The sequence below is a fragment of the Sphingobacterium daejeonense genome, from assembly GCF_901472535.1.
Classification (GTDB): domain Bacteria; phylum Bacteroidota; class Bacteroidia; order Sphingobacteriales; family Sphingobacteriaceae; genus Sphingobacterium; species Sphingobacterium daejeonense.
Window position 1 is genome coordinate 24,960 of the sequence record NZ_LR590470.1, and the last position, 19,686, is coordinate 44,645.

At 38.3% G+C, this 19,686-nt stretch carries 21 protein-coding genes and 1 pseudogene; 11 read left to right on the forward strand and 11 right to left on the reverse strand.

Features of this window, described 5'->3' with window-relative positions; all coding sequences use genetic code 11:
• Positions 1-20: 20 nt before the first annotated feature.
• The 6 genes from gcvT to FGL31_RS00160 form a co-directional block, all read right to left on the reverse strand.
• Positions 21-1,100: a glycine cleavage system aminomethyltransferase GcvT gene (gcvT, locus tag FGL31_RS00140; RefSeq protein ID WP_138089349.1), complete on the reverse strand. Its 1,080-nt coding sequence runs from the start codon at positions 1,098-1,100 to the stop codon at positions 21-23.
• A gap of 413 nt (positions 1,101-1,513) precedes the next feature.
• Positions 1,514-1,666: a hypothetical protein gene (locus tag FGL31_RS22455; protein WP_171017489.1), complete on the reverse strand. Its 153-nt coding sequence runs from the start codon at positions 1,664-1,666 to the stop codon at positions 1,514-1,516.
• Between the two features lie 406 nt (positions 1,667-2,072).
• Positions 2,073-2,756, reverse strand: coding sequence for a pseudouridine synthase (locus tag FGL31_RS00145; protein WP_138089350.1), 684 nt, complete (start codon positions 2,754-2,756; stop codon positions 2,073-2,075).
• Entirely contained in the window at positions 2,756-3,124 is a 369-nt protein-coding gene (locus FGL31_RS00150) for a DUF4359 domain-containing protein (protein WP_138089351.1), read from the reverse strand. The genes FGL31_RS00145 and FGL31_RS00150 overlap by 1 nt, the downstream gene beginning before the upstream one ends.
• Positions 3,125-3,157: 33 nt before the next feature.
• A complete protein-coding gene (locus tag FGL31_RS00155; protein WP_099369269.1) occupies positions 3,158-3,637 on the reverse strand; it encodes a DUF4112 domain-containing protein in 480 nt (159 codons plus the stop codon).
• A 2-nt stretch (positions 3,638-3,639) separates the two neighbouring features.
• A complete protein-coding gene (locus FGL31_RS00160; protein ID WP_138089352.1) occupies positions 3,640-4,353 on the reverse strand; it encodes an SIMPL domain-containing protein in 714 nt (237 codons plus the stop codon).
• 159 nt (positions 4,354-4,512) lie between these two features.
• On the opposite strand from FGL31_RS00160, the gene FGL31_RS00165 reads away from it, so the two are divergent.
• Positions 4,513-4,704, forward strand: coding sequence for a cold-shock protein (locus tag FGL31_RS00165; RefSeq protein ID WP_093100014.1), 192 nt, complete (start codon positions 4,513-4,515; stop codon positions 4,702-4,704).
• A 68-nt stretch (positions 4,705-4,772) separates the two neighbouring features.
• On the opposite strand, the gene recO is transcribed toward FGL31_RS00165, so the two are convergent.
• Together recO and FGL31_RS00175 are read right to left on the reverse strand one after the other, a co-directional pair.
• Positions 4,773-5,492 (reverse strand): DNA repair protein RecO, encoded by a 720-nt coding sequence (gene recO / locus FGL31_RS00170; protein ID WP_138089353.1) that lies wholly within the window; start codon positions 5,490-5,492, stop codon positions 4,773-4,775.
• Positions 5,492-5,731: a signal peptidase gene (locus FGL31_RS00175; RefSeq protein ID WP_138089354.1), complete on the reverse strand. Its 240-nt coding sequence runs from the start codon at positions 5,729-5,731 to the stop codon at positions 5,492-5,494. The genes recO and FGL31_RS00175 overlap by 1 nt, the downstream gene beginning before the upstream one ends.
• 204 nt (positions 5,732-5,935) lie before the next feature.
• Between FGL31_RS00175 and rpmB the strand changes: the two genes are divergently transcribed.
• From rpmB to FGL31_RS00210, 7 genes and pseudogenes are all read left to right on the forward strand, one after another.
• Positions 5,936-6,169 carry a 50S ribosomal protein L28 gene (gene rpmB / locus FGL31_RS00180; RefSeq protein ID WP_099369272.1) on the forward strand — a complete coding sequence of 78 codons (234 nt, stop codon included), beginning with the start codon at positions 5,936-5,938 and terminating at the stop codon, positions 6,167-6,169.
• 75 nt (positions 6,170-6,244) lie between these two features.
• On the forward strand, positions 6,245-6,427 hold the full coding sequence (gene rpmG / locus FGL31_RS00185; protein WP_002998409.1) for a 50S ribosomal protein L33: 183 nt from the start codon (positions 6,245-6,247) through the stop codon (positions 6,425-6,427).
• A gap of 44 nt (positions 6,428-6,471) precedes the next feature.
• On the forward strand, positions 6,472-6,633 hold the full coding sequence (locus FGL31_RS00190) for a DUF4295 domain-containing protein (RefSeq protein ID WP_099369273.1): 162 nt from the start codon (positions 6,472-6,474) through the stop codon (positions 6,631-6,633).
• A 144-nt stretch (positions 6,634-6,777) separates the two neighbouring features.
• A pseudogene (gene ftsY / locus FGL31_RS00195) lies at positions 6,778-7,741 on the forward strand (signal recognition particle-docking protein FtsY).
• Positions 7,742-7,754: 13 nt separating this feature from the next.
• Positions 7,755-9,089: a 30S ribosomal protein S12 methylthiotransferase RimO gene (gene rimO / locus FGL31_RS00200; RefSeq protein ID WP_138089355.1), complete on the forward strand. Its 1,335-nt coding sequence runs from the start codon at positions 7,755-7,757 to the stop codon at positions 9,087-9,089.
• 94 nt (positions 9,090-9,183) lie between these two features.
• Positions 9,184-10,773, forward strand: coding sequence for a bacillithiol biosynthesis cysteine-adding enzyme BshC (bshC, locus tag FGL31_RS00205; protein WP_138089356.1), 1,590 nt, complete (start codon positions 9,184-9,186; stop codon positions 10,771-10,773).
• Between the two features lie 7 nt (positions 10,774-10,780).
• Entirely contained in the window at positions 10,781-11,377 is a 597-nt protein-coding gene (locus FGL31_RS00210; protein ID WP_138089357.1) for a Crp/Fnr family transcriptional regulator, read from the forward strand.
• A 14-nt stretch (positions 11,378-11,391) separates the two neighbouring features.
• On the opposite strand, the gene ctlX is transcribed toward FGL31_RS00210, so the two are convergent.
• A complete protein-coding gene (ctlX, locus tag FGL31_RS00215; RefSeq protein ID WP_099369277.1) occupies positions 11,392-12,306 on the reverse strand; it encodes a citrulline utilization hydrolase CtlX in 915 nt (304 codons plus the stop codon).
• Complete coding sequence (locus tag FGL31_RS00220; RefSeq protein WP_138089358.1) at positions 12,306-13,220, reverse strand: dimethylarginine dimethylaminohydrolase family protein; 915 nt, start codon at positions 13,218-13,220, stop codon at positions 12,306-12,308. The genes ctlX and FGL31_RS00220 overlap by 1 nt, the downstream gene beginning before the upstream one ends.
• A 477-nt stretch (positions 13,221-13,697) precedes the next feature.
• Here FGL31_RS00220 and gcvP point away from each other — a divergent pair, with 477 nt between their 5' ends.
• The 3 genes from gcvP to FGL31_RS00235 all read left to right on the forward strand — a co-directional run bounded on the left by gcvP (position 13,698) and on the right by FGL31_RS00235 (position 18,298).
• Positions 13,698-16,571 carry an aminomethyl-transferring glycine dehydrogenase gene (gene gcvP / locus FGL31_RS00225; protein WP_138089359.1) on the forward strand — a complete coding sequence of 958 codons (2,874 nt, stop codon included), beginning with the start codon at positions 13,698-13,700 and terminating at the stop codon, positions 16,569-16,571.
• 129 nt (positions 16,572-16,700) lie between these two features.
• Positions 16,701-17,453, forward strand: coding sequence for a 3-keto-disaccharide hydrolase (locus FGL31_RS00230; protein WP_138089360.1), 753 nt, complete (start codon positions 16,701-16,703; stop codon positions 17,451-17,453).
• A 20-nt stretch (positions 17,454-17,473) separates the two neighbouring features.
• A complete protein-coding gene (locus FGL31_RS00235; RefSeq protein WP_232046120.1) occupies positions 17,474-18,298 on the forward strand; it encodes an N-acetylmuramoyl-L-alanine amidase in 825 nt (274 codons plus the stop codon).
• A 46-nt stretch (positions 18,299-18,344) separates the two neighbouring features.
• Here FGL31_RS00235 and FGL31_RS00240 read toward each other — a convergent pair whose 3' ends face one another.
• Complete coding sequence (locus FGL31_RS00240; protein WP_099369282.1) at positions 18,345-19,658, reverse strand: nicotinamide mononucleotide adenylyltransferase; 1,314 nt, start codon at positions 19,656-19,658, stop codon at positions 18,345-18,347.
• Positions 19,659-19,686: the final 28 nt, after the last annotated feature.

The following is a 19,686-nucleotide window of genomic DNA, read 5'->3' on the forward strand; positions in this document are numbered from 1 at the left end:
TTTATTTTTTGAGTTCTTTATTATTTTACAAACGGAGGTTTTCTTACCACAGCTTTGATCGGTTGGTTTCTGATAGAAATAAAGATTTCTGATCCGTCTTTTGCGAAGGCAGCATCTACATAACCTAAACCAATAGATTTTTTAAGGGAAGGTGATTGTGTACCTGAGGTAACACGACCAATCTTGTTTCCTTCAGCATCAACGATTTCGTAATCATGACGAGGGATTCCTCTATCGATCATTTCAAAACCCACTAATTTTTGTGATACACCTTTTTCTTTTTCTGCTTTTAGGTTTTCTGAGTTAACAAAGTCTTTAGTGAATTTTGTTACCCAACCTAGTCCAGCAGCTAACGGTGAAGTGCTATCATCGATATCATTGCCATATAAGCAGAATCCCATTTCCAGGCGTAAAGTATCTCTTGCTCCCAAACCGATTGGTTTGATGCCATACTCTTTTCCTGCTTCCATAATAGCGTTCCATACTTTCTCAGCATGTTCATTTGCAACATAGATTTCGAAACCACCAGCGCCAGTATATCCTGTAGCAGATACCAATACATTTTCTACGCCTGCAAATACACCTTTTTGGAATGAATAGTATTCCATTGGTGCCAATTCGATGTCGGTAAGTTTTTGAAGTGCATCGGCAGCTTTTGGTCCTTGAACAGCAAATAGCGAAGTCTCATCGGAGATATCCTTCATTTCAACACCTTCCGTATTGAATTTGCTGATCCAATTCCAATCTTTTTCGATGTTTGAAGCATTTACTACCAATAAGTATGTGGTCTCGTCAATTTTATAGGTCAGAAAATCATCTACAATACCGCCATTTTCATTTGGCAAATATCCGTATTGAACTTTGCCATCATAAAGTTTGGAAGCATCGTTGGATGATACTTTTTGAATAAGGTCCAAAGCTTTTTCTCCTTTAAGGATAAACTCGCCCATATGACTTACGTCGAACATTCCCACAGCAGTACGTACTGTTTCATGTTCGTCATTGATGCCAGAATATTGAACGGGCATATTAAATCCGGCGAAAGGTACCATTTTAGCTCCTAAAGCGATATGAACGTCTGTTAACGCAGTATTTTTCATGTTATTTCAATGATTTTTAGTTAATGCAAAAGTAGGAATTTTATTCTTTATTTGCCATTACATGGCAAAGGTCGTTTTTTTAATTATGCCAATAATGACATGGCTGGTGGCTCCATGAACGCCAGGTTGGCGGCAACACGACCGCCATGGTTGGTGTCCCCACCAACCATCCATCGGCTGAGCTAATCTTCACTAATTAATAATGCCATTTCATGGCAAGATGACGTTACTTTTGAGGCGCAAAAGTAACCAAAAACGCTTGCTCATTTAAGGTGGCTTGTCGCACAGAGCCAATGCACATGGACAAAATGCCTTATTGCCGAGGATACCGTTCTAATCAATTATCTCTTTTGAGGAGATAATTGCTTGAAAGCATCCAAGGGCAATCCCAACCGCACAATGGCCGCGGCATTTTATCCATCCTGCCGCCACTGAAAATGAGCGGGCTGAAGATTGACGGCCATGTTTGAGAGCTTGAGGCCGATTTTTGGGGGAATGTTGTTGCGGCTCGCCGCAACAACATTCCCCCAAAAATCGGCCTTTTTAAAAAAAAAGGCGTCTGTCATCGAGCTTTAGCTCGGGAAACTATTTAGGCGCTATAATAGTTACAACCCTACAGGGTTTAATGCCGTTGTAAAATCTTTTCTATAATAGTTCCGACCCTCTGGGGCGGCATGGCGTGATATGTCTTTTGAGTGGCTGGTGGGGACACCAGCCACGGCAGAGGGTTATGACCTGCGCCAGCGTCTGGGATTTCTATTGATTTTACACCGGGGGCTTCGGCTCCGCTCAGCCACCGTCGTCTACAGATGATGTATCGTTGGGGTTAGGCTGCCGGGGGCTTCGGCTCCGATCGGCCACCGTCGTCCACTGATGATGTATCGGTGGGTTAGGCTGACGGGGGCTTCGGCTCCGCTCGGCCACTGGCGTCTACTGTCTTATGTCTTGAGTCTTATGTCTACTGTCTACCGTCTACTGTCTTATCCCCAAAATCTCCAATGCTCTGGTGAATTCGGACTGTAGATTTGCTTGCATGTGTATATTTTCTTGTGTTCTGGGGTGTTGAAATTCAATGGATTTGGCGTGGAGCAACATGGTATCATGTTGGAATGTTTCTTTCCAGAGTTTATTTTGTTTGTTGCAGCCATGGGGCCTATCCCCTATTATTGGATGGAAGATATGGGCAAAGTGCCTTCTAATCTGATGCATTCTTCCTGTTTGTGGCTTTGCTAGTACCAAGGAGTACCTGGATGTTGGGAACTTGCCGAAAGGTAAGTCTATTTCAGAAAGAGAAATTGTTTGATAATGTGTTAGTGCCTCTTGGAGGGTGCCATTATCTTTTTTTAAGGGGTAATCTATAGTTCCTTCCGGATCTGTATGTCCACGGAGTACAGCAAGGTATTCCTTCTTGATTTTATTTAAGGAAAAAGCCGTCTGAATCAGGCTGTCCATTTCCTTGTTTAAGGAAAACAGCAAAACTCCTCCGGTTTTTCTGTCGAGGCGGTGAGCTGGATACACTGTTTTTCCGATTTGATCTCTCAGGATCTGTAATGCAAATTCTGAAGTATCAGCAGCAATTGATGATCGATGAACCAATAGCCCATGGGGTTTATTAACAGCAATTAGTTCGTCATCTTGGTAGATAATTTCCAGCATTATTGGTTTTTTAATGCGTCCATCAACATACCTGCTTTTTCATCGATCTTGTCACTGATCCAAACTTGGCCAAAAGCCCCTCCTCCTATTACCACTTCTTCACTGTTCCAATTGATTTTAGTTAATGAAAAAAGGTAATAGTTATCCGTATGTGTATAGTTATTGACGAATTCTTTAACGACTTGATCTCCAAAAAGCATCATTCCGAAATCTACAGCATCTTTATGTTTGTAGTCAAGTTGATTTTTCAGTATTTCTTTAGCTTTCAGGGTTAATTTATCGTTTATTTTTTCCTTAGACGGATTAGTGAATACCGCTGTTAACATAATAACGATTCCCAACAATGCAAATATTCTTGTTTTGCTCATGGCTACAAAATTATGTTATTTTATTAACAACCATTAAAATATTAATCCCATTAACCAAACAGTCAATGCATACATGGCATAAATAAACAGAACGATGAGAATGAAAAGTACCAATCCTAATGTTATGAGTATTCTTTTTGCACTGCCCTGATGTTTGTTGTCGTAATAATGTTCTTTCAATAGTTTGATGTTCTTCTCATTCGCCTTGTTGAAGAAGTCAAAAACGTTACCGAATAGCGGTATTGATCCTATTAATGCGTCCCAAGTAACGTTAAGCAACATTTTTACGGCTACTTTGCTACTTGCGCCATTTCGATACATGACAGAAACAAGTACCAAAGAGATTATAAAAGTTGCGATTTGACCACCAAAAGGTATAAAATTTAGGATTGGGTCTAATCCAAATCTGAAGTTTCCAATGCGGAAACGACTATCCATTAATACAGATAGTCGTTTAACCCATTGAAAATCTTTATCTATTTTTTCTAAATTATAGGTAGATCTATTTTCCATTTTTATTTGAGCTCGAATACAGCGTCTATATTGCAAGTAAGTTTTATCGGGCGAACCTCAAGGTCTAGACCGTTATTGGCAGAATCCATTTCTGCATTGCTTGCTTTCAATGCATACATGCGCGGTTGTGGAGCGATTTCATTCCAGTTAAAGCTGCTGTTATCATTTATTAAAATCACTTTTCCTACGTTTTCTGCATCAGCGGCAGCTAAAATCTCTGCATTTGTTCTAGCATCCCTAACGGCCAATGTTTTAAGTTCTTTTTCTATTTCACGTTTTTGTGAATGGTCATAACCTGAGATATTGGTGCTTTGTAATCCCCTAGCATCTACTTCTTCAAGCATGGTGTTTAATTTCTTAAGGTCGGCAACTTTGATTCTATATTGCCTAGCTTGAAGTAACTCGTTGTTTTTCTTTTTATCGGCTACGTTGTAGCTATAGATGTTTTGAACTGTAAAGTCTTCTTTTTTTACACCGTTTTTCATTGCTGCATCGAAAAGTTGTTTTTCCAATTGATCAATTGCTACTTTCTTTTTGGTATTACCATCTTGGTAATATTCTTTCAGAGAAATAGATAAATAGACGATGTCTGGCGTAATTTCTTTTTCAGCATAACCACGAGTTGCTACTCGCCTAGTGTTTTCCATATTATTAGTTTGTGCGTTTACTGCAGTAAGCATTCCGAAGAGTGCAATAAGTGTTAAAAATTTTTTCATGTCTCTTTAAATTAAAATGTTGTTGACAAAAACCTTTCCAATTTCTGCGTTTTAAAAAATAGACTCTTAATAATTGAAAATGTTTATTACATTTAACGATTAAATTTAATTGGTATTCAAAAAATAATGATACCTTTAGAAAAAACAATAGTAATTATTATGCAAGAAGGAGTAGTAAAATTCTTTAATGAAGCCAAAGGTTTCGGCTTCATCATTCCAAATTCTGGCGAGAGTGAAATCTTCGTTCACGTTTCTGGATTAGTTGACAAGGTTCGTGAAAACGACCATGTTTCTTACGAAGTACAACAAGGTCGTAAGGGACTAAACGCGGTAAATGTAAAACTTATCTAATAATTAGATTCAATATATTTATTGTGGAAACCCATTGGAATACAAACTCCAATGGGTTTTTTCATGCCTTAATTTCCAAAAATTTCTTCTAGGATGTAAAGGGAATTTACTTCTCCAAAATTCTCTGTATGGAGCCGATAATAATCGACAATTTTTTGCAATAAATATGATCGATCTTCTCTTGTAAGCTTAATCTTGTTACAATTTGTGAAACTACTTTGCAATATTTCCCGGAAGCATGCACTATAAGGTTCTTGCAAAACATGAACATGGCCCGGAAGGCTGTTTGTGAATTGGCCTTCGATCAGATCAAAATAAGGTAAATTACTTATTATGGGCTTAAAACCTAGGTAGTGGGTTAGTTTGGCAAGAAATACAAGGTGATAGTTTGCTAACCCGTCGTTTGCCTCATCCAGCCAAATAATTGCATTTTCTAAGAATTGAAATAGTTGTGGTTCAGGGTGCTGATGTCGCAGTACTTTGTACAGTACTTCGTTCAAGAACATAGCTATTGAACTTTTAACGATATCTAAGGGTATTGTTTTTAAAGGAGGAAATTGTTGAGCTTCTTTTATTCGTTGCAGGTTGTTGTTTTCCTTGTTGTATACCACCAGCTCCAGCAAATGGAAAGGCTGCAACATATTATTTCCGATTTTTGCTTTTGGTTTTCGCGCTCCATTGATTAAATAGGATTGCAATCCCAATGATTCCGTATAGATCTGGGCGACCACGCTACTTTCGGAATAGTTGGTCACTTTGAGTGTAATTCCTTTTGTTTGTTGCAGCATTAATTGTTCTGCTTTTTATTGGATTTACGGTGATCAATTATGGTGTTTCTATCAATTTTACGGAACATTCGATAAATCAAAGTAATAAATCCATATCCAAAGGATAATACACCAGCGATCAATAGGATTTTGTACCAGAGGTTATCGGTGAGGTCCGATTTCATGAGATTTATGCCATAATACAGGCATAATATACCGACTACTGTAAAGGCCGTTCCCCTAATTAAATATTTGTTCATTGTGAATTGTTGAAAACTATTGTTGTCTTCCTTTTAAAATATAATGCAAAATACAGTAATTTTGTTGACTTTAGACTCCTTTCCACGAATATTTTAAAATAATTCGAGAATTAATGTTGTATTTCCGAAAAGAAATATAGATATTTGCACACTCGTTTCTAAGGGACGATAATTGAATAAGAACAACATTAAAAATCGAATATCATGTCAAGAATTTGTGATTTAACAGGCAAGACGGCATTAAAAGGAAATAACGTATCACACTCGAACGTTAAAACTAAGCGTAAATTTTATCCTAATTTACAGACTAAGCGTTTTTATCTTCCAGAAGAAGATCGTTGGATTACTTTAAAAGTATCTACATCAGCGATTAAAACGATCAACAAGAACGGTATTACAGCCTCTATCGAGAAATTTATTAAAAAAGGTCACATTTAATAGATAGTAGCCTGTTATATCAACAGAAAACAGAATCATGAAATTCACCCGTGAGGGTATAAATAAAGTAAGGCAATGGCAAAAAAAGGAAATAGAGTACAAGTTATCTTAGAATGTACTGAGCACAAAGAAAGTGGTCTTCCAGGAATGTCTCGTTACATTACCACAAAGAACAAAAAGAACACTACTGAGCGTTTGGAGTTGAAAAAATTCAACCCTGTATTGAGAAAAGTAACAGTTCACAAAGAAATTAAGTAATTAACGTATTGGATTTTAAGGATCCATATTAAAAATAGTATACCATGGCAAAGAAAGCAGTTGCATCATTACAAAAAGGTGGTGGTAAAGAGTTTACAAAAGTTGTTATCACTACAAAATCTGCAAAAACTGGCGCTTATACTTTCAAAGAAAGTATGGTACACAACGACAAGGTAAAAGAGGTTGTTGCTGGGGCTTCTAAATAAGCAGTTAGATATTCCTTTTTTTAAAGTTTTTCTTTAAAAATCTTATAATTAGCCGTTTTGGGTGTACCAAAAGGGCTTTTTTAGTATTCTCTATTTCAGTATCTTTGATACTGTTCAGAATCCATTATCTATAACATATCCATCATGGGATTATTTGATTTTTTTAAAAAGAAGCAAGAAACACCTGAAGCTCAAGAGGCTTTGGACAAAGGTTTAGAAAAGACCAAAGAAGGTTTTTTCAGCAAGATTACTAAAGCAGTTGTAGGGAAGTCTACCATTGATGATGAGGTGTTGGATAATCTGGAAGAAGTATTGGTCACTTCAGATGTTGGGGTTACAACAACCCTGAAGATCGTGGACCGTATCCAAAAACGCGCTGCTCAAGACAAATATGTTACTACTGATGACTTGAACCGCCTCCTAAAAGATGAGATTCAAGGATTATTGGCAGAAAATAACAGCAACGATTTTGAATCTTTTTGAATATGGAAATCAAAAACCATACGTGATTATGGTCGTTGGAGTCAATGGCGTTGGTAAAACAACCACTATTGGAAAGCTTGCGCATCAATTAAAAGAAGCTGGCAACAAGGTTGTGTTGGGTGCTGCGGATACGTTTAGAGCTGCTGCGGTAGATCAAATCCAATTGTGGGGTGATCGGGTAGGAGTACGTGTTGTTGCCCAACCGATGGGATCAGACCCTGCTTCAGTTGCATTTGACACCGTTAAATCTGCAGTAGCAAATGGAGATGACGTAGCGATAATTGATACAGCAGGACGATTGCACAATAAAGTAGGCTTAATGAATGAGCTTACCAAGATCAAGAATGTGATGCAAAAGGTAATTCCTGATGCTCCACACGAAATTCTATTGGTTTTGGATGCTTCAACTGGCCAAAATGCAATCGAGCAAGCGACACAATTTACCCAAGCAACTGATGTGAACGCCCTGGCGTTGACAAAATTAGATGGTACTGCCAAAGGTGGCGTCGTGATCGGAATCTCAGATCAGTTTAAAATTCCTGTTAAATATATTGGAGTGGGAGAGAAGATCGGTGATTTGCAATTATTTAACAAAAAAGACTTTGTAGACTCGCTATTTAAGTAGGCTACAACATAATATGAAAACGAAACAATCAAAAATTGCTCCCAGTGTAGCAAAACCACGTGTGAACGTGGTGACCTTGGGTTGCTCTAAAAATATACACGATAGTGAAGTTCTGATGGGCCAGTTAAAAGGCAATCAGATGGAAGTTGTGCATGAAGCAAGCAATATTCAGGCGAATGACATTGTCGTAATTAATACCTGTGGGTTTATTGACAATGCTAAGCAAGAGTCCATTGATACTATTCTACAATTTTCAGAACTGAAAGATCAGGGAAAAGTTAATAAAGTAATCGTTACGGGCTGTTTATCGGAGCGGTATAAGCCAGAATTGCAATCTGAAATCCCTAGTGTTGATGCATTTTTCGGTACAAATGATCTTCCTGAATTATTATCGACCATAGGAGCTGATTACCGACATGAATTATTAGGGGAGCGTTTGCTGACTACGCCTTCACATTTTTCTTATTTTAAAATTGCTGAGGGTTGTAACCGTCCATGTTCATTCTGTGCGATTCCTTTGATGCGTGGTAAACATGTGTCAAAATCGATTGATGACCTGGTCAAAGAAGCTAAATTTTTGGCTTCCAATGGCACGAAAGAATTGATTTTAATTGCTCAGGATCTAACCTATTACGGATTGGACATTTATGGCAAGCGTAATTTATCTGATCTTTTGAGACATCTTTCTGATGTTGAAGGGATTGATTGGATCCGTTTACAATATGCATACCCATCCGGTTTTCCGATGGATATCTTAGACGCCATGAATGAGCGTTCCAATATCTGTAATTACTTGGATATGCCCCTACAGCATATTTCTGACTCGATGTTGAAGTCTATGCGTAGAGGAACTACCAAACAAAAACAGATTGATTTAGTAAACCAAATTCGTGATAAAGTTCCTAATATTGCATTAAGAACGACTCTTATTTGCGGTTACCCCGGTGAAACGGAGCAGGATTTTCAGGAGATGTTGGAATGGGTTGAAGAGACAAGATTTGACCGTTTAGGGTGTTTTACTTATTCACATGAGGAGAAAACTCATGCTTATGATTTGAATGACGATGTTCCTGAGGAAGTTAAGCAGGATCGTGTAGATCAAATCATGGAGGTTCAACAAGGCATTTCGTATGACATCAACCAAGAAAAAGTTGGAAAGACCTTTAAAGTTTTGGTGGATAGGGTAGATGGCGATTATTTTATCGGCAGAACAGAATTTGACTCACCAGAAGTTGATAATGAAGTTGTATTGGAAGCCAAGAATAATTACGCAAGAATCGGAGACTTCGTTCAGGTAAAAGTAGACCGAGCTGAGGACTTTGATTTATACGGCAATATTGTCAAATAACTATAACAATTGTGGTGAGTAGTCGTGCTTTTTTTAAATTTTTGTATTTTGTATACTGATTGCGTATACATTTGTAAAAGTTTAAAAACGGTAAATGAAAGCCACATATATTGATTATAACGACACTAACAGTTTTTCCAAGACCTTAATAGCTTATCTCGGCCATAATGAAGCATTAGCTCCATTTTATGGCAATAAGCCTGATTACAATGGTTTTGGGGAACAGATGAGTAAGAAGAAGAATTTTGCTCATCGAGAGCTGTTGACACAAGTATTAAGTGATCAATATGCGGATCTATTGGACACTTCGCCCGAAGTGGCTCAGAACATTATCCGATTAAAGGACGAAAACACTTATACGGTCACCACTGGCCATCAATTAAATATCTTCACAGGTCCCTTATATTTTATCTTCAAAATAGTTACTGCAATCAAATTGGCACAAGATCTCAAGGAAAAATTTCCTGACAAAGAATTTGTCCCTGTTTATTGGATGGCTACTGAGGATCATGACTTTGAGGAAATTAACCACACCCGCGTATTTGGCAAGAAGATTTCATGGGAAGTGGACAAACACGCGGCAACCGGAAGGATAAGCACGGACACGATTCGTGAAACTGTAAAGACCTATTGCAATACCTTTGGTTTATCTGAAAACGCCACAGAACTCACTAAATTGGTTGAGGAGGCGTATTTAAAAGGCAGAAGCTTGGCAGATGCAACCAGGGTCTTTGTCAATTCGTTATTCAAACAATATGGCTTAATTATATTGGATGCTGACCGTAAAGAGCTGAAGAAGGTTTTTGCTCCGATAATGGAGGAGGATATTTTGAAAGAAAAAAGCTTTAAGGCCATTGAGCAAACTTCGGCTCAATTACTTGAAGCTGGATTTTCGACTCAAGTGCATGCTCGTGAGATCAATTTCTTTTATCTTACTGACGAATTCAGGGAGCGAATTGTTCATCTTGAAGATGGAAGGTTTGAGGTTTTGCACCAGGATTTGTTTTTTACTGAAGCAGAGCTCAAAAAAGAAATTCAGTCACATCCTGAGCGATTCAGCCCTAATGTGGTGATGAGGCCTATGTACGAAGAGGTGATATTGCCCAACCTTGCTTATATCGGTGGAGGAGCAGAAATCGTTTATTGGCTGCAATTAAAAGCCAATTTTGATCAGTATAAGGTTCAATTTCCAATTTTGATTCCTCGAAATTCCGCCATGATTACAGATGATCAAATGGCAGGTAAAATATTTAGACTGGACTTTACCTTCAAGAGTATTTTTAAACCTTCAGAAACGTTAAAGAAAGATTACGTCAAACGGATTACGAAACACCGACTGAACTTGCATGATGAATGGATGGAGTTTAACTCTATCTTTGGTAAGATAAAATTAAGGGCCCATAAAATAGACCCCAGTCTTGGCCCTAGTACCGATGCCGTAAAAGCAAGGTTAAAGAAGGCTGTAAACAATCTCGAGAAAAAATTGCTCAAGGCCGAGAAAAGAAATCATGAAGATGCCTTGATTCAAATTGATAGGATAAAAGAAAAGCTGTTTCCAAAAGGGGCTTTGCAGGAACGGACCGAGAATTTTGCGGAATTATACCTGAAACATGGCACTGAATTGATCCCAGATTTGGTAAAAAGCTTTAATCCATTGGATTTCAAATTCACTATACTTTATTAATATGGACATGAAAGACCTGATAGGCAGTAATTTCTATAAGTATTATACCGAGAAAGCTTTATTGGATGACTGTGATTTTGAGAAGTTGCTTCCCTATTTTGAGTTTCGTGAATTGTCTCACAATCAATTGATCTTACGTGCTGGCGAGGTATGTAAGCATTTTCTTTTTGTGGACGAGGGATTATTACAATTTGTTTCGCTTGATGAAAAGGGTGTTGAGCATATCCTGCAATTTGCGCCTGAGAACTGGCTGATGGCCGATCGTTCCAGCATGTATTTTGACGAGCCATCTCTATATTATATCAAAGCCATAGAGCCTAGTAAAGTTGTTTTTTTGCATCCAAACTTCTTTTCAGAAGCTGCAAAATTGAGATTTGAGTTTTCCTTGTTTACAGAGAAGTCATTACAGCGAAGCATCTATTATCTTCAGCGCAGGATCAATTCCCTGCTAGCAATGACTGCCAAAGAGCGGTATTTAGAATTTATTGAGCTGTACCCAAATCTATTGTTACGGGTGCCTCAGTGGATGATTGCTTCGTATTTAGGTATTACTCCGGAAAGCTTGAGCCGGGTAAGGCGGGAGATTGCAAAAGATAGTTTTTAATAGCGGAGGTTTTCTTAATTGAAAACCTCAGCCATCATACATCTTGCGCTGCCACCACCGTATTTCTCAATACTGAATAATGGCGCATGGATTATTTTGCCATGTTGCTCTAATTGCTCTTTTTGTTCATCTTCTAAAGCCTCAAATGCTTGAGAGCTCATGCAGATAATGGGATCGCCCTCAATATTCTTGACCTCGAGAATATTTCCTGCAAAATGATTCATCTGATCTTCCGTAATGACAATGATATCTTTTCCGGTAGCCAATAATTTTGACTTTACAAGTTCTCTTTCTTCTTCAGTTCTTATAACCTCCAAACAGATCAAGCTGAAGTTCGTTCCTATCGACATCATGACGTTGGTATGGTAGATGGGGTAGAAAAGGTCTCCTAATGTTTGTGTTGCATGAAACACTACCGGTTCATAGCCTTGGTCTTCGCAGAAGATATGAAACAACTCCTCATTTGCTCTATCTGACAAAGAGCAATAAGCAATTTTATTTACCCGATCCAAGATCATTGAACCAGTTCCCTCTAAGAATTTATTGTTTTCTTCCCAAGCGGTATAATCTTGTGTTTTTTCAAAATGGATCCCGTTCATGTCCAATTTGCCCAAATAATTGAGTAAACGTTCATTTCTTCTGTTTTCGGCAAACATGGGATAAATGATCGCCTTATTATGATGGAATGATATTACATTGTTAGGGAAAATACTATCTGGGGTATCTAATCTTCCTGGATCTTGGACAACAACGACCTTTATCCCTGCGGCTTTTAGGATATTCACAAAGTTGTCGAATTCAGTTACCGCGAGATCTGCCAATCTATCGGTTCTTTCGTTTTCTGCTTGAAAAAAATTGTTCACAGCAGTTTCTTCATTCCTTCTAAAATAGAAGGGTCTCACCATGAGGACTGTATTGGTCGTTTGCATTATTTTCTTATTAGGGGTAAAGTAGAACAACGAAGTAAGCCTTCTTGTTTTCCGATTTCATGGTAAGGGATTTTCTCAACAATTATATTTTGCTCTCGCAGCCAATTGTTCAGCCGAGTAAAGTTCTTTTCACTAACTACTACATTTGGGGATATGGAGAAAACATTGGAGAACATTTCATACATCTCATCCGCTGAGATTTGAAATAAGTTGTTTTCACCAAAAAGGTCTTTTAGAAAATCAACGTCTTCTTTTTTTCTGAATCCTCCTGGAAATATGATCGCTTTTTCTTCGCCAACAGGTTGAAAACAACAGTCCAGGTGCAAGGCATTTGCTCTTGGGTTTGTCATAGACTTGATTAGATCAAAATCTTTGACAATTTTATTCGGGAACTTTTCTTTAATAAATTCTACACCGGCTTTATTGGTCCTTGCGGTATTTATTTGAGAATAGTCTTCTCCGGAATAAGTTCCAATAAAAATATATTCTTTCCATAGGATTACATCTCCACCTTCCATATGTATATGTTCAGGAGCTGTAATTACTTTTTGGGGGTCGATTTGATCAATGATGTAAAGAATTGCTTCCCATTCTTTTGCTCTATCGGGGAGGATATTGGATTTGATGAAATAGTCGTCGATTACGAATCCTATATCTCTGGTAAATATCTGGTTCAGGTTTTCTATGGTTTCAGGGCGGTAAACTTCCACACCATATCTGTTTAACACATCTTTGAACGCTGTTAGTTCGAATACCATATCTGATTCACTGGGATATGTTCCTGCAAGGATGTGTTCTAATGATTTTGGGTCATAGGCTTCTTCGGCAGTAGGAGTGGGGCCATTGCTATTTGCTATTCCTAATATGACGGCAGACAGGCGGTTGGTTTCATTCCTAACGTTTAATTTAAGCATACATTTATAAATTGATTCAGGCCTAAATTAGCAAAGATTCCTATTTTAAATATAATGATAAAAATTATTGTAAATATTTAATATTAAGTCCTTTAATGCTAAAATAAAGGTATCAAAGATTGGTAGTTTAATGCAGAAAATTAAATGTTTTGGGGGATTTATTGCCGTTTTTTTAATACCTAGGTCAAATTGTTGAGTCGTATCTATGTGTTCTGATGTTGTATAATTTTGTTCATTTAAAATAAATGAAAGGATTCGCTACTACAATGCTAAATTATTGAGGGAATTATTGTTTGTAATTCAAAAAAGTATGCAATCGATTGATGTGTTAATAAAAGTTTTTCAACTGATGGTGTCCATTAAAATTACCTTTAAAAACCGTATCTTTGCACATCTAAATTTTTGAATAGGAATTCTATTTAAATATTATGGATAACAGATAGTTAATCAGTCTCAAAAGTTACAATCAATACGAAAATGAGTAACGTATTTTACCAAGAAAAATTTGAGGATCGTCATAATGGTCCTAGCTCTGCCCAAGTAGAGGAAATGTTAAACGTGCTTGGTGTTGGGTCAGTAGATGAACTGATCGAGCAGACCGTTCCTGCACAAATCCGCAAGAAACAAGCTTTAAATCTTCCTCCAGCGCTTAGCGAAGTTGCTTATTTGGAAAAAATCGCTCAAATAGCAGAAAAAAACAAGGTTTTCAAGTCGTATATCGGTCAAGGATATAATGATGTAATCCTTCCAGGAGTTATTCAACGTAATGTTTTCGAGAATCCAGGATGGTATACACAATATACACCATACCAAGCTGAAATCGCTCAAGGACGTCTTCAAGCATTATTAAACTTCCAAACAATGGTTTCGGACTTAACAGGTTTGGAAATCGCGAATGCATCCTTATTGGATGAGGCTACTGCAGCAGCAGAAGGTATGTTTATGCTGTACAGCACTCGTAAGAATAAAGATGCTAATGTCTTCTTGGTTACTCCAAATGTTTACCCTCAAACTTTAGACGTTTTACAAACTAGAGCTGTTCCATTTGGTGTTGAGATCCGTGTTGCTGACCTAACAGTCGAAAATCTGACTGACGATGTGTTTGCAACATTTGTACAATATCCAGCTGCCGACGGTACTGTAAATGACTATAAAGAATTTGCTGCATATGCTCATGATAAAGATATCACGGTTTGTGTGGCTACAGATTTAATGTCTTTGGCATTATTGACGCCTCCAGGAGAATGGGGTGCTGATGTTGTGGTAGGTAACTCACAACGCTTTGGTGTACCAATGGGATTTGGTGGACCTCACGCAGCATTTTTCGCTACTAAAGATAGCTACAAACGTAATATTCCAGGAAGAATCATTGGCGTAACTTCTGATTCGAACGGTGAATATGCATTGCGTATGGCCTTACAGACACGTGAACAACATATTCGTAGAGATAAAGCTTCTTCCAACATCTGTACTGCTCAAGCTCTATTGGCTATTATGGCATCATTCTACGCTGTATATCATGGTCCTCAAGGCATCAAAAATATTGCTCAGCGCATCAACGATCTGACCAAACTGACTGATAAAGCTATTCAAGCATTAGGATACAAACAAGTAAATAAATCTTACTTTGATACTCTTCGTTTTGAATTAGGTGAAGAAGTTGGTGGATTGAAAAGTGAAGCTTTGAACAATGAAGTAAATTTCTTCTACCAAGATGGTACTGTAGGAATTTCAATCGATGAAACAACAACTTTTGAAGATATCCAGACTATTGTTAAGGTATTTGCTAAAATCAAAGGAAAATCTGCTAATGATGTAGATTTGGAATCATTGGTTAAGGAGATCGGTACTTCTATTCCTGAGGAATTGGAAAGATCTTCAGAATACTTAACCCACCCTGTATTTAACAGCTACCACTCAGAAAGTGAGATGCTACGTTATATCAAGTCTCTTGAGGCAAAAGATCTTTCTTTGTGTCATTCTATGATTCCTTTGGGATCATGTACAATGAAATTGAATGCAACAACAGAGATGGTTCCTGTGACTTGGGCACGTTTTGGAGGCTTGCATCCATTTGCGCCAGCTGACCAAACAGGAGGATATATGCAATTGATCAATGAATTAAACGATTGGTTGTGTGAGATTACTGGTTTTGCTAAGATGTCATTCCAACCAAACTCAGGTGCTCAAGGTGAATATGCTGGATTAATGGTAATCCGTGCTTATCACCATAGCCGTGGTGACTTTGAGAGAAACATCTGTTTGATTCCTGCTTCTGCGCATGGTACAAACCCAGCTTCTGCATCGATGGCAGGATTAAAAGTTGTGGTTGTTAAATGTGACGAACGAGGAAATATTGATGTTGAGGATTTAAGAGCGAAAGCAACTGAGCATGCTGCTCACTTAAATTCATTAATGGTTACTTATCCATCTACTCACGGTGTATTTGAGGAGCCTATTATTGAGATCTGTAATATCATACATGAAAATGGTGGTCAGGTATATATGGACGGTGCAAATATGAATGCTCAGGTAGGCTTGACAAGTCCTGGATTTATCGGAGCTGACGTTTGTCACTTAAACTTGCACAAGACATTCTGTATTCCACATGGTGGTGGTGGTCCAGGTATGGGTCCTATCGGTGTAGCGGAACACTTGGTTCCTTTCTTGCCTAACCATGAGATTATAGAGATTTCAGGAGAAGAAGGTATCTCTGCAGTTTCTGCTGCTCCATTTGGTTCTGCTTCAATTTTAGTTATTTCTCATGCATATATCGCTATGATGGGTGCTGAAGGATTAACCAATGCAACCAAAACAGCAATCTTGAACGCAAATTATATTAAAGCTCGTTTAGAGCAACACTACCCAGTATTATATGCTGGTGCGAATGGTCGTTGTGCACACGAGATGATTTTGGATTGTCGTGCCTTCAAAAATGCCGGAATCGAAGTTGCCGATATCGCTAAGCGTTTAATGGACTATGGTTTCCATGCTCCAACTGTTTCATTCCCTGTTGCTGGTACCTTAATGGTTGAGCCAACGGAGTCTGAGTCTAAAGCAGAGTTAGACAGGTTCTGTGATGCATTGATCGCTATCCGTTCTGAAATTGCTGCGGTTGAAAGTGGTGATGCTGATCAAAAAGACAATGTCTTGAAAAATGCTCCACACACTGCAAGAGTAGTAACTGCAGACGAATGGGACAGACCATATTCACGTCAAACTGCTGCTTATCCTATTGAGTACTTAAGAGTCAACAAATTCTGGCCTTCAGTAGGTCGTGTTAATGATTCTCAAGGTGACAGAACATTGATCTGTTCATGTCCTCCAATGGAAGCATACGCAGAGATTTAATAGATTTCTGCATACATATTCATAAAGCCTTTGCTCTATTTTTGAGCAAAGGCTTTTTTCATTTTAGGGATGTGGAAAGAGTCCTATAAGTTTTTCTTATTTTAGGTTTTCAAACAACAACATTAGAACATGAAAACCTATATTTCTATCCTCATTATCTTTAGTTTTCTTTTTTTAGGTATCCAATTTGCGGTAGCTCAGCAGAAACTTTTTCAATTTGGTGTTGAAAAGAGTTTTGATGAATCCATTTTGAATGGCAAAGGAAAGGGCAAGCCTATTCAATGGTTTGATGTTAACACTTCTGATACGACTTGGAAGGCGAAGGGCAAATTGCTGCAGAACAGTGGTAATCCGATTGGTGTTGTAAGGTCGGAGAAGATGTATGAGAATTTTATTATGCACGTTGAGTGGCGTCATTTGGAGAAGGGGGGTAATTCGGGGATTTTTGTGTGGTGTGATGCTAAAGCTGACCCTAATTCCAGGCTGCCAATGGGAATGGAAGTGCAGATGTTGGAGTTGGATTGGGTGAACCAGCATGCTGTTAATGGACAACAACAGCCCATTGCTTATGTCCATGGGGAGTTGTTTGGTGCTGGAGGAATGACCGCATCGCCAGATAATCCAAGGGGAGTGCGCAGCAAATCGCTGGAGAACAGATGTCTTGGTGTTGGAGAATGGAACAAGTATACGGTTGTATGCGTTGATGGAACTGTGAAACTCGCTGTAAATGGAAAATTTGTAAACAGCATCCGCCTTGCATCTAAGCGTAAAGGCTATCTTTGTTTAGAGGCGGAAGGTGCAAAAATGGAGTTTAGAAACTTACAGATCATTGAACTGGAACCGGGAATGGATCGACCAGAATTTGTTGTAGATGCCTTATAGCAGAAATTAATTAATTTTTAATGATGATAAAAAGATACTTAGTTTATTTTACTGTTGCCTTAGCACTTAGCTCTTGTGGGGGTGGAAAGTATGCTAGCACAGAGAAAATTTATAAGAAGAAAGCGAAAGACTTTTCTGAAGTTTATAAGGAAGCGCCTGTAAAAGGGCAGTTGGAAAGAGTTAATACCAATAATAAGGAATGGATTGCTTCGACAAATTTTGGTGTTAGAAAGCCAAATTATGTTATGATCCATCATACTGCACAGAAAGATTTGGATCAAACGGTGAGAACCTTTCATAATGAAAAGGTTGGTGTTAGCTCACATTATGTGATTGGTCGAGATGGGAAAGTGGTCCAAATGGTGAATGATCTATACCGTGCTCATCATGCTGGTTTAGGCCGTTGGGGCAATGATACCGACATGAACTCATCATCTATTGGGATAGAACTGGACAATAATGGAATCAGTGATCCATGGCCAGAGGTTCAGATCAATGCCTTGGTTCAATTGTTGGCTTATTTGAAAGAAACTTATAAAATCCCTCAGGCAAACTTTATCGGCCATATGGACTATGCTCCAACGCGGAAGAATGATCCTTCACGATTCCCGTGGAAGATTTTAGCTGAAAAGGGTTTTGGATATTGGTATGATGATGTTTTGGAGAATCCGCCTATTGGATTTGATCCGAAGATTGCATTAAGAGTTATAGGCTATGACGTAAAGAATTTAGATGCTGCGATTAAAGGGTTTAAGCATCACTATACTCAGATGGATGTGAGCAGTGCGACCTTAACTGAGCATGATCTGAAGATTCTGTATTCAGTCCTTAAAAAGTATTTATAATAGAAAGGGGCAAATAAAATTTTGCCCCTTTCTATTTGATATATTCTTATACTGTTTTTACGAATTTCTCGTCATAGTTTTCGATATCCACGATATATCTATTGTTGATTAGGAAGTCAAACAAAGGTTTAGCTTCTTCGGCTACAGGGAGATTTTTGGTGGTTATAATTTTATCTGATTTTTTGTCCAGATAAGGGTATGCATATAGCTTCACGTTTTTACTGAACATCCCTGAGATATAGCTTAGGAGTTCGTTTGTGTAGTTTTCTTTGTTGTAATTATCGGTGTTGAAGATATTCTTCAAATTGGCCGTATTTGTTGCGATGCCGACATGCTTTGGTTTGAAAGTCTGAACGAACTCTGCCAAGTGGTTGTTCCTTCTGAAGTTTGAAACCAAGATATTGTTTCCTGTGGAACATAGGTATTCTGCACGTTCGGCGAAATAGATCAAATCTTCATTGGATATATTGGTGTTTTCATCCAGAACATTCCCCATCAGTACCTCAATCAGCACAACCGTGTTTTCTGGAACTGCCTTTGTATTTTTTAAGAACTCCTCGACAGCGAGGTTAAAGAGATCAAAGTTAGGATTTGATTTCTGGCGGTATTTGGTGCGCAGGATGATGATGTTCTTTTTGTATAGATAGTCTTTTATCTGTGCTGCTTTTCCATCAGGTTTGAAGATGGCAGCTTTGGAGAATCCTTTTGCGATTAAATACAGGTTCAACAGGCGTTCATTTGCCTTTTCAAACAATGGGCCTGAAACTTTCACCAGGTCGATTTCCACAGAACCTACTGATAGGTTGTCGACAAGAGATTCGATCATTGTCTGTGGGTTCTCTGAGTAGTAATATGCTGCAAAAACTAGATTTACCCCTAATATCCCCAATACTTTGGTCTGCAATCTATTGTCACTGTCCAATAGCCTTACGTGGATAATGATATCGTTTGTAGGGCCGCCGACTTCATGTTGGAATCTGATTCCTATCCATCCATGAGGTTCGTTAGTTTTAGTGAAGTTAAGGGTTGTTACGGTATCGGCAAAAGCGAAGAATGTTTTACTGCAGTATTTTTCACCATGAAGGCGTTCTGTTAGCAGGTTGTATTCATGGTCAAGCATTTTTGTGAGCCTTGTTCTGCTCACATATCTTCCTGAATCTTCTACTCCATAGATTGCGTCACTGAAGGCCATGTCATAAGCTGACATTGTCTTCGCAATGGTTCCGGATGCGGCACCTGCTTCGAAGAAATTGCGGGCGACTTCCTGTCCTGCTCCGATTTCTGCAAAAGTCCCGTAAATATCAGGATTAAGGTTAATTTTTAACGCTTTTCGCTTGGTTTCGTAAATTTCTCTTGCCATGCGGCAAAGATACGAAAACAGCGTCAAT

What these genes read in the sequence shown, in the direction of transcription:
- ctlX (WP_099369277.1), bottom strand. Translation starts at nt 12,306, where the DNA reads ATGCAAACGACCAATACAGTCCTCATGGTGAGACCCTTCTATTTTAGA.
- FGL31_RS00145 (WP_138089350.1), bottom strand. Translation starts at nt 2,756, where the DNA reads ATGCTGGAAATTATCTACCAAGATGACGAACTAATTGCTGTTAATAAA.
- FGL31_RS00190 (WP_099369273.1), top strand. Translation starts at nt 6,472, where the DNA reads ATGGCAAAGAAAGCAGTTGCATCATTACAAAAAGGTGGTGGTAAAGAG.
- FGL31_RS00175 (WP_138089354.1), bottom strand. Translation starts at nt 5,731, where the DNA reads ATGAACAAATATTTAATTAGGGGAACGGCCTTTACAGTAGTCGGTATA.
- rimO (WP_138089355.1), top strand. Translation starts at nt 7,755, where the DNA reads ATGAAAACGAAACAATCAAAAATTGCTCCCAGTGTAGCAAAACCACGT.
- bshC (WP_138089356.1), top strand. Translation starts at nt 9,184, where the DNA reads ATGAAAGCCACATATATTGATTATAACGACACTAACAGTTTTTCCAAG.
- FGL31_RS00230 (WP_138089360.1), top strand. Translation starts at nt 16,701, where the DNA reads ATGAAAACCTATATTTCTATCCTCATTATCTTTAGTTTTCTTTTTTTA.
- FGL31_RS00155 (WP_099369269.1), bottom strand. Translation starts at nt 3,637, where the DNA reads ATGGAAAATAGATCTACCTATAATTTAGAAAAAATAGATAAAGATTTT.
- rpmB (WP_099369272.1), top strand. Translation starts at nt 5,936, where the DNA reads ATGTCAAGAATTTGTGATTTAACAGGCAAGACGGCATTAAAAGGAAAT.
- FGL31_RS00150 (WP_138089351.1), bottom strand. Translation starts at nt 3,124, where the DNA reads ATGAGCAAAACAAGAATATTTGCATTGTTGGGAATCGTTATTATGTTA.
- gcvT (WP_138089349.1), bottom strand. Translation starts at nt 1,100, where the DNA reads ATGAAAAATACTGCGTTAACAGACGTTCATATCGCTTTAGGAGCTAAA.
- FGL31_RS00160 (WP_138089352.1), bottom strand. Translation starts at nt 4,353, where the DNA reads ATGAAAAAATTTTTAACACTTATTGCACTCTTCGGAATGCTTACTGCA.
- rpmG (WP_002998409.1), top strand. Translation starts at nt 6,245, where the DNA reads ATGGCAAAAAAAGGAAATAGAGTACAAGTTATCTTAGAATGTACTGAG.
- recO (WP_138089353.1), bottom strand. Translation starts at nt 5,492, where the DNA reads ATGCTGCAACAAACAAAAGGAATTACACTCAAAGTGACCAACTATTCC.
- FGL31_RS00235 (WP_232046120.1), top strand. Translation starts at nt 17,474, where the DNA reads ATGATGATAAAAAGATACTTAGTTTATTTTACTGTTGCCTTAGCACTT.
- FGL31_RS00165 (WP_093100014.1), top strand. Translation starts at nt 4,513, where the DNA reads ATGCAAGAAGGAGTAGTAAAATTCTTTAATGAAGCCAAAGGTTTCGGC.
- FGL31_RS00240 (WP_099369282.1), bottom strand. Translation starts at nt 19,658, where the DNA reads ATGGCAAGAGAAATTTACGAAACCAAGCGAAAAGCGTTAAAAATTAAC.
- gcvP (WP_138089359.1), top strand. Translation starts at nt 13,698, where the DNA reads ATGAGTAACGTATTTTACCAAGAAAAATTTGAGGATCGTCATAATGGT.
- FGL31_RS22455 (WP_171017489.1), bottom strand. Translation starts at nt 1,666, where the DNA reads ATGACAGACGCCTTTTTTTTTAAAAAGGCCGATTTTTGGGGGAATGTT.
- FGL31_RS00210 (WP_138089357.1), top strand. Translation starts at nt 10,781, where the DNA reads ATGAAAGACCTGATAGGCAGTAATTTCTATAAGTATTATACCGAGAAA.
- FGL31_RS00220 (WP_138089358.1), bottom strand. Translation starts at nt 13,220, where the DNA reads ATGCTTAAATTAAACGTTAGGAATGAAACCAACCGCCTGTCTGCCGTC.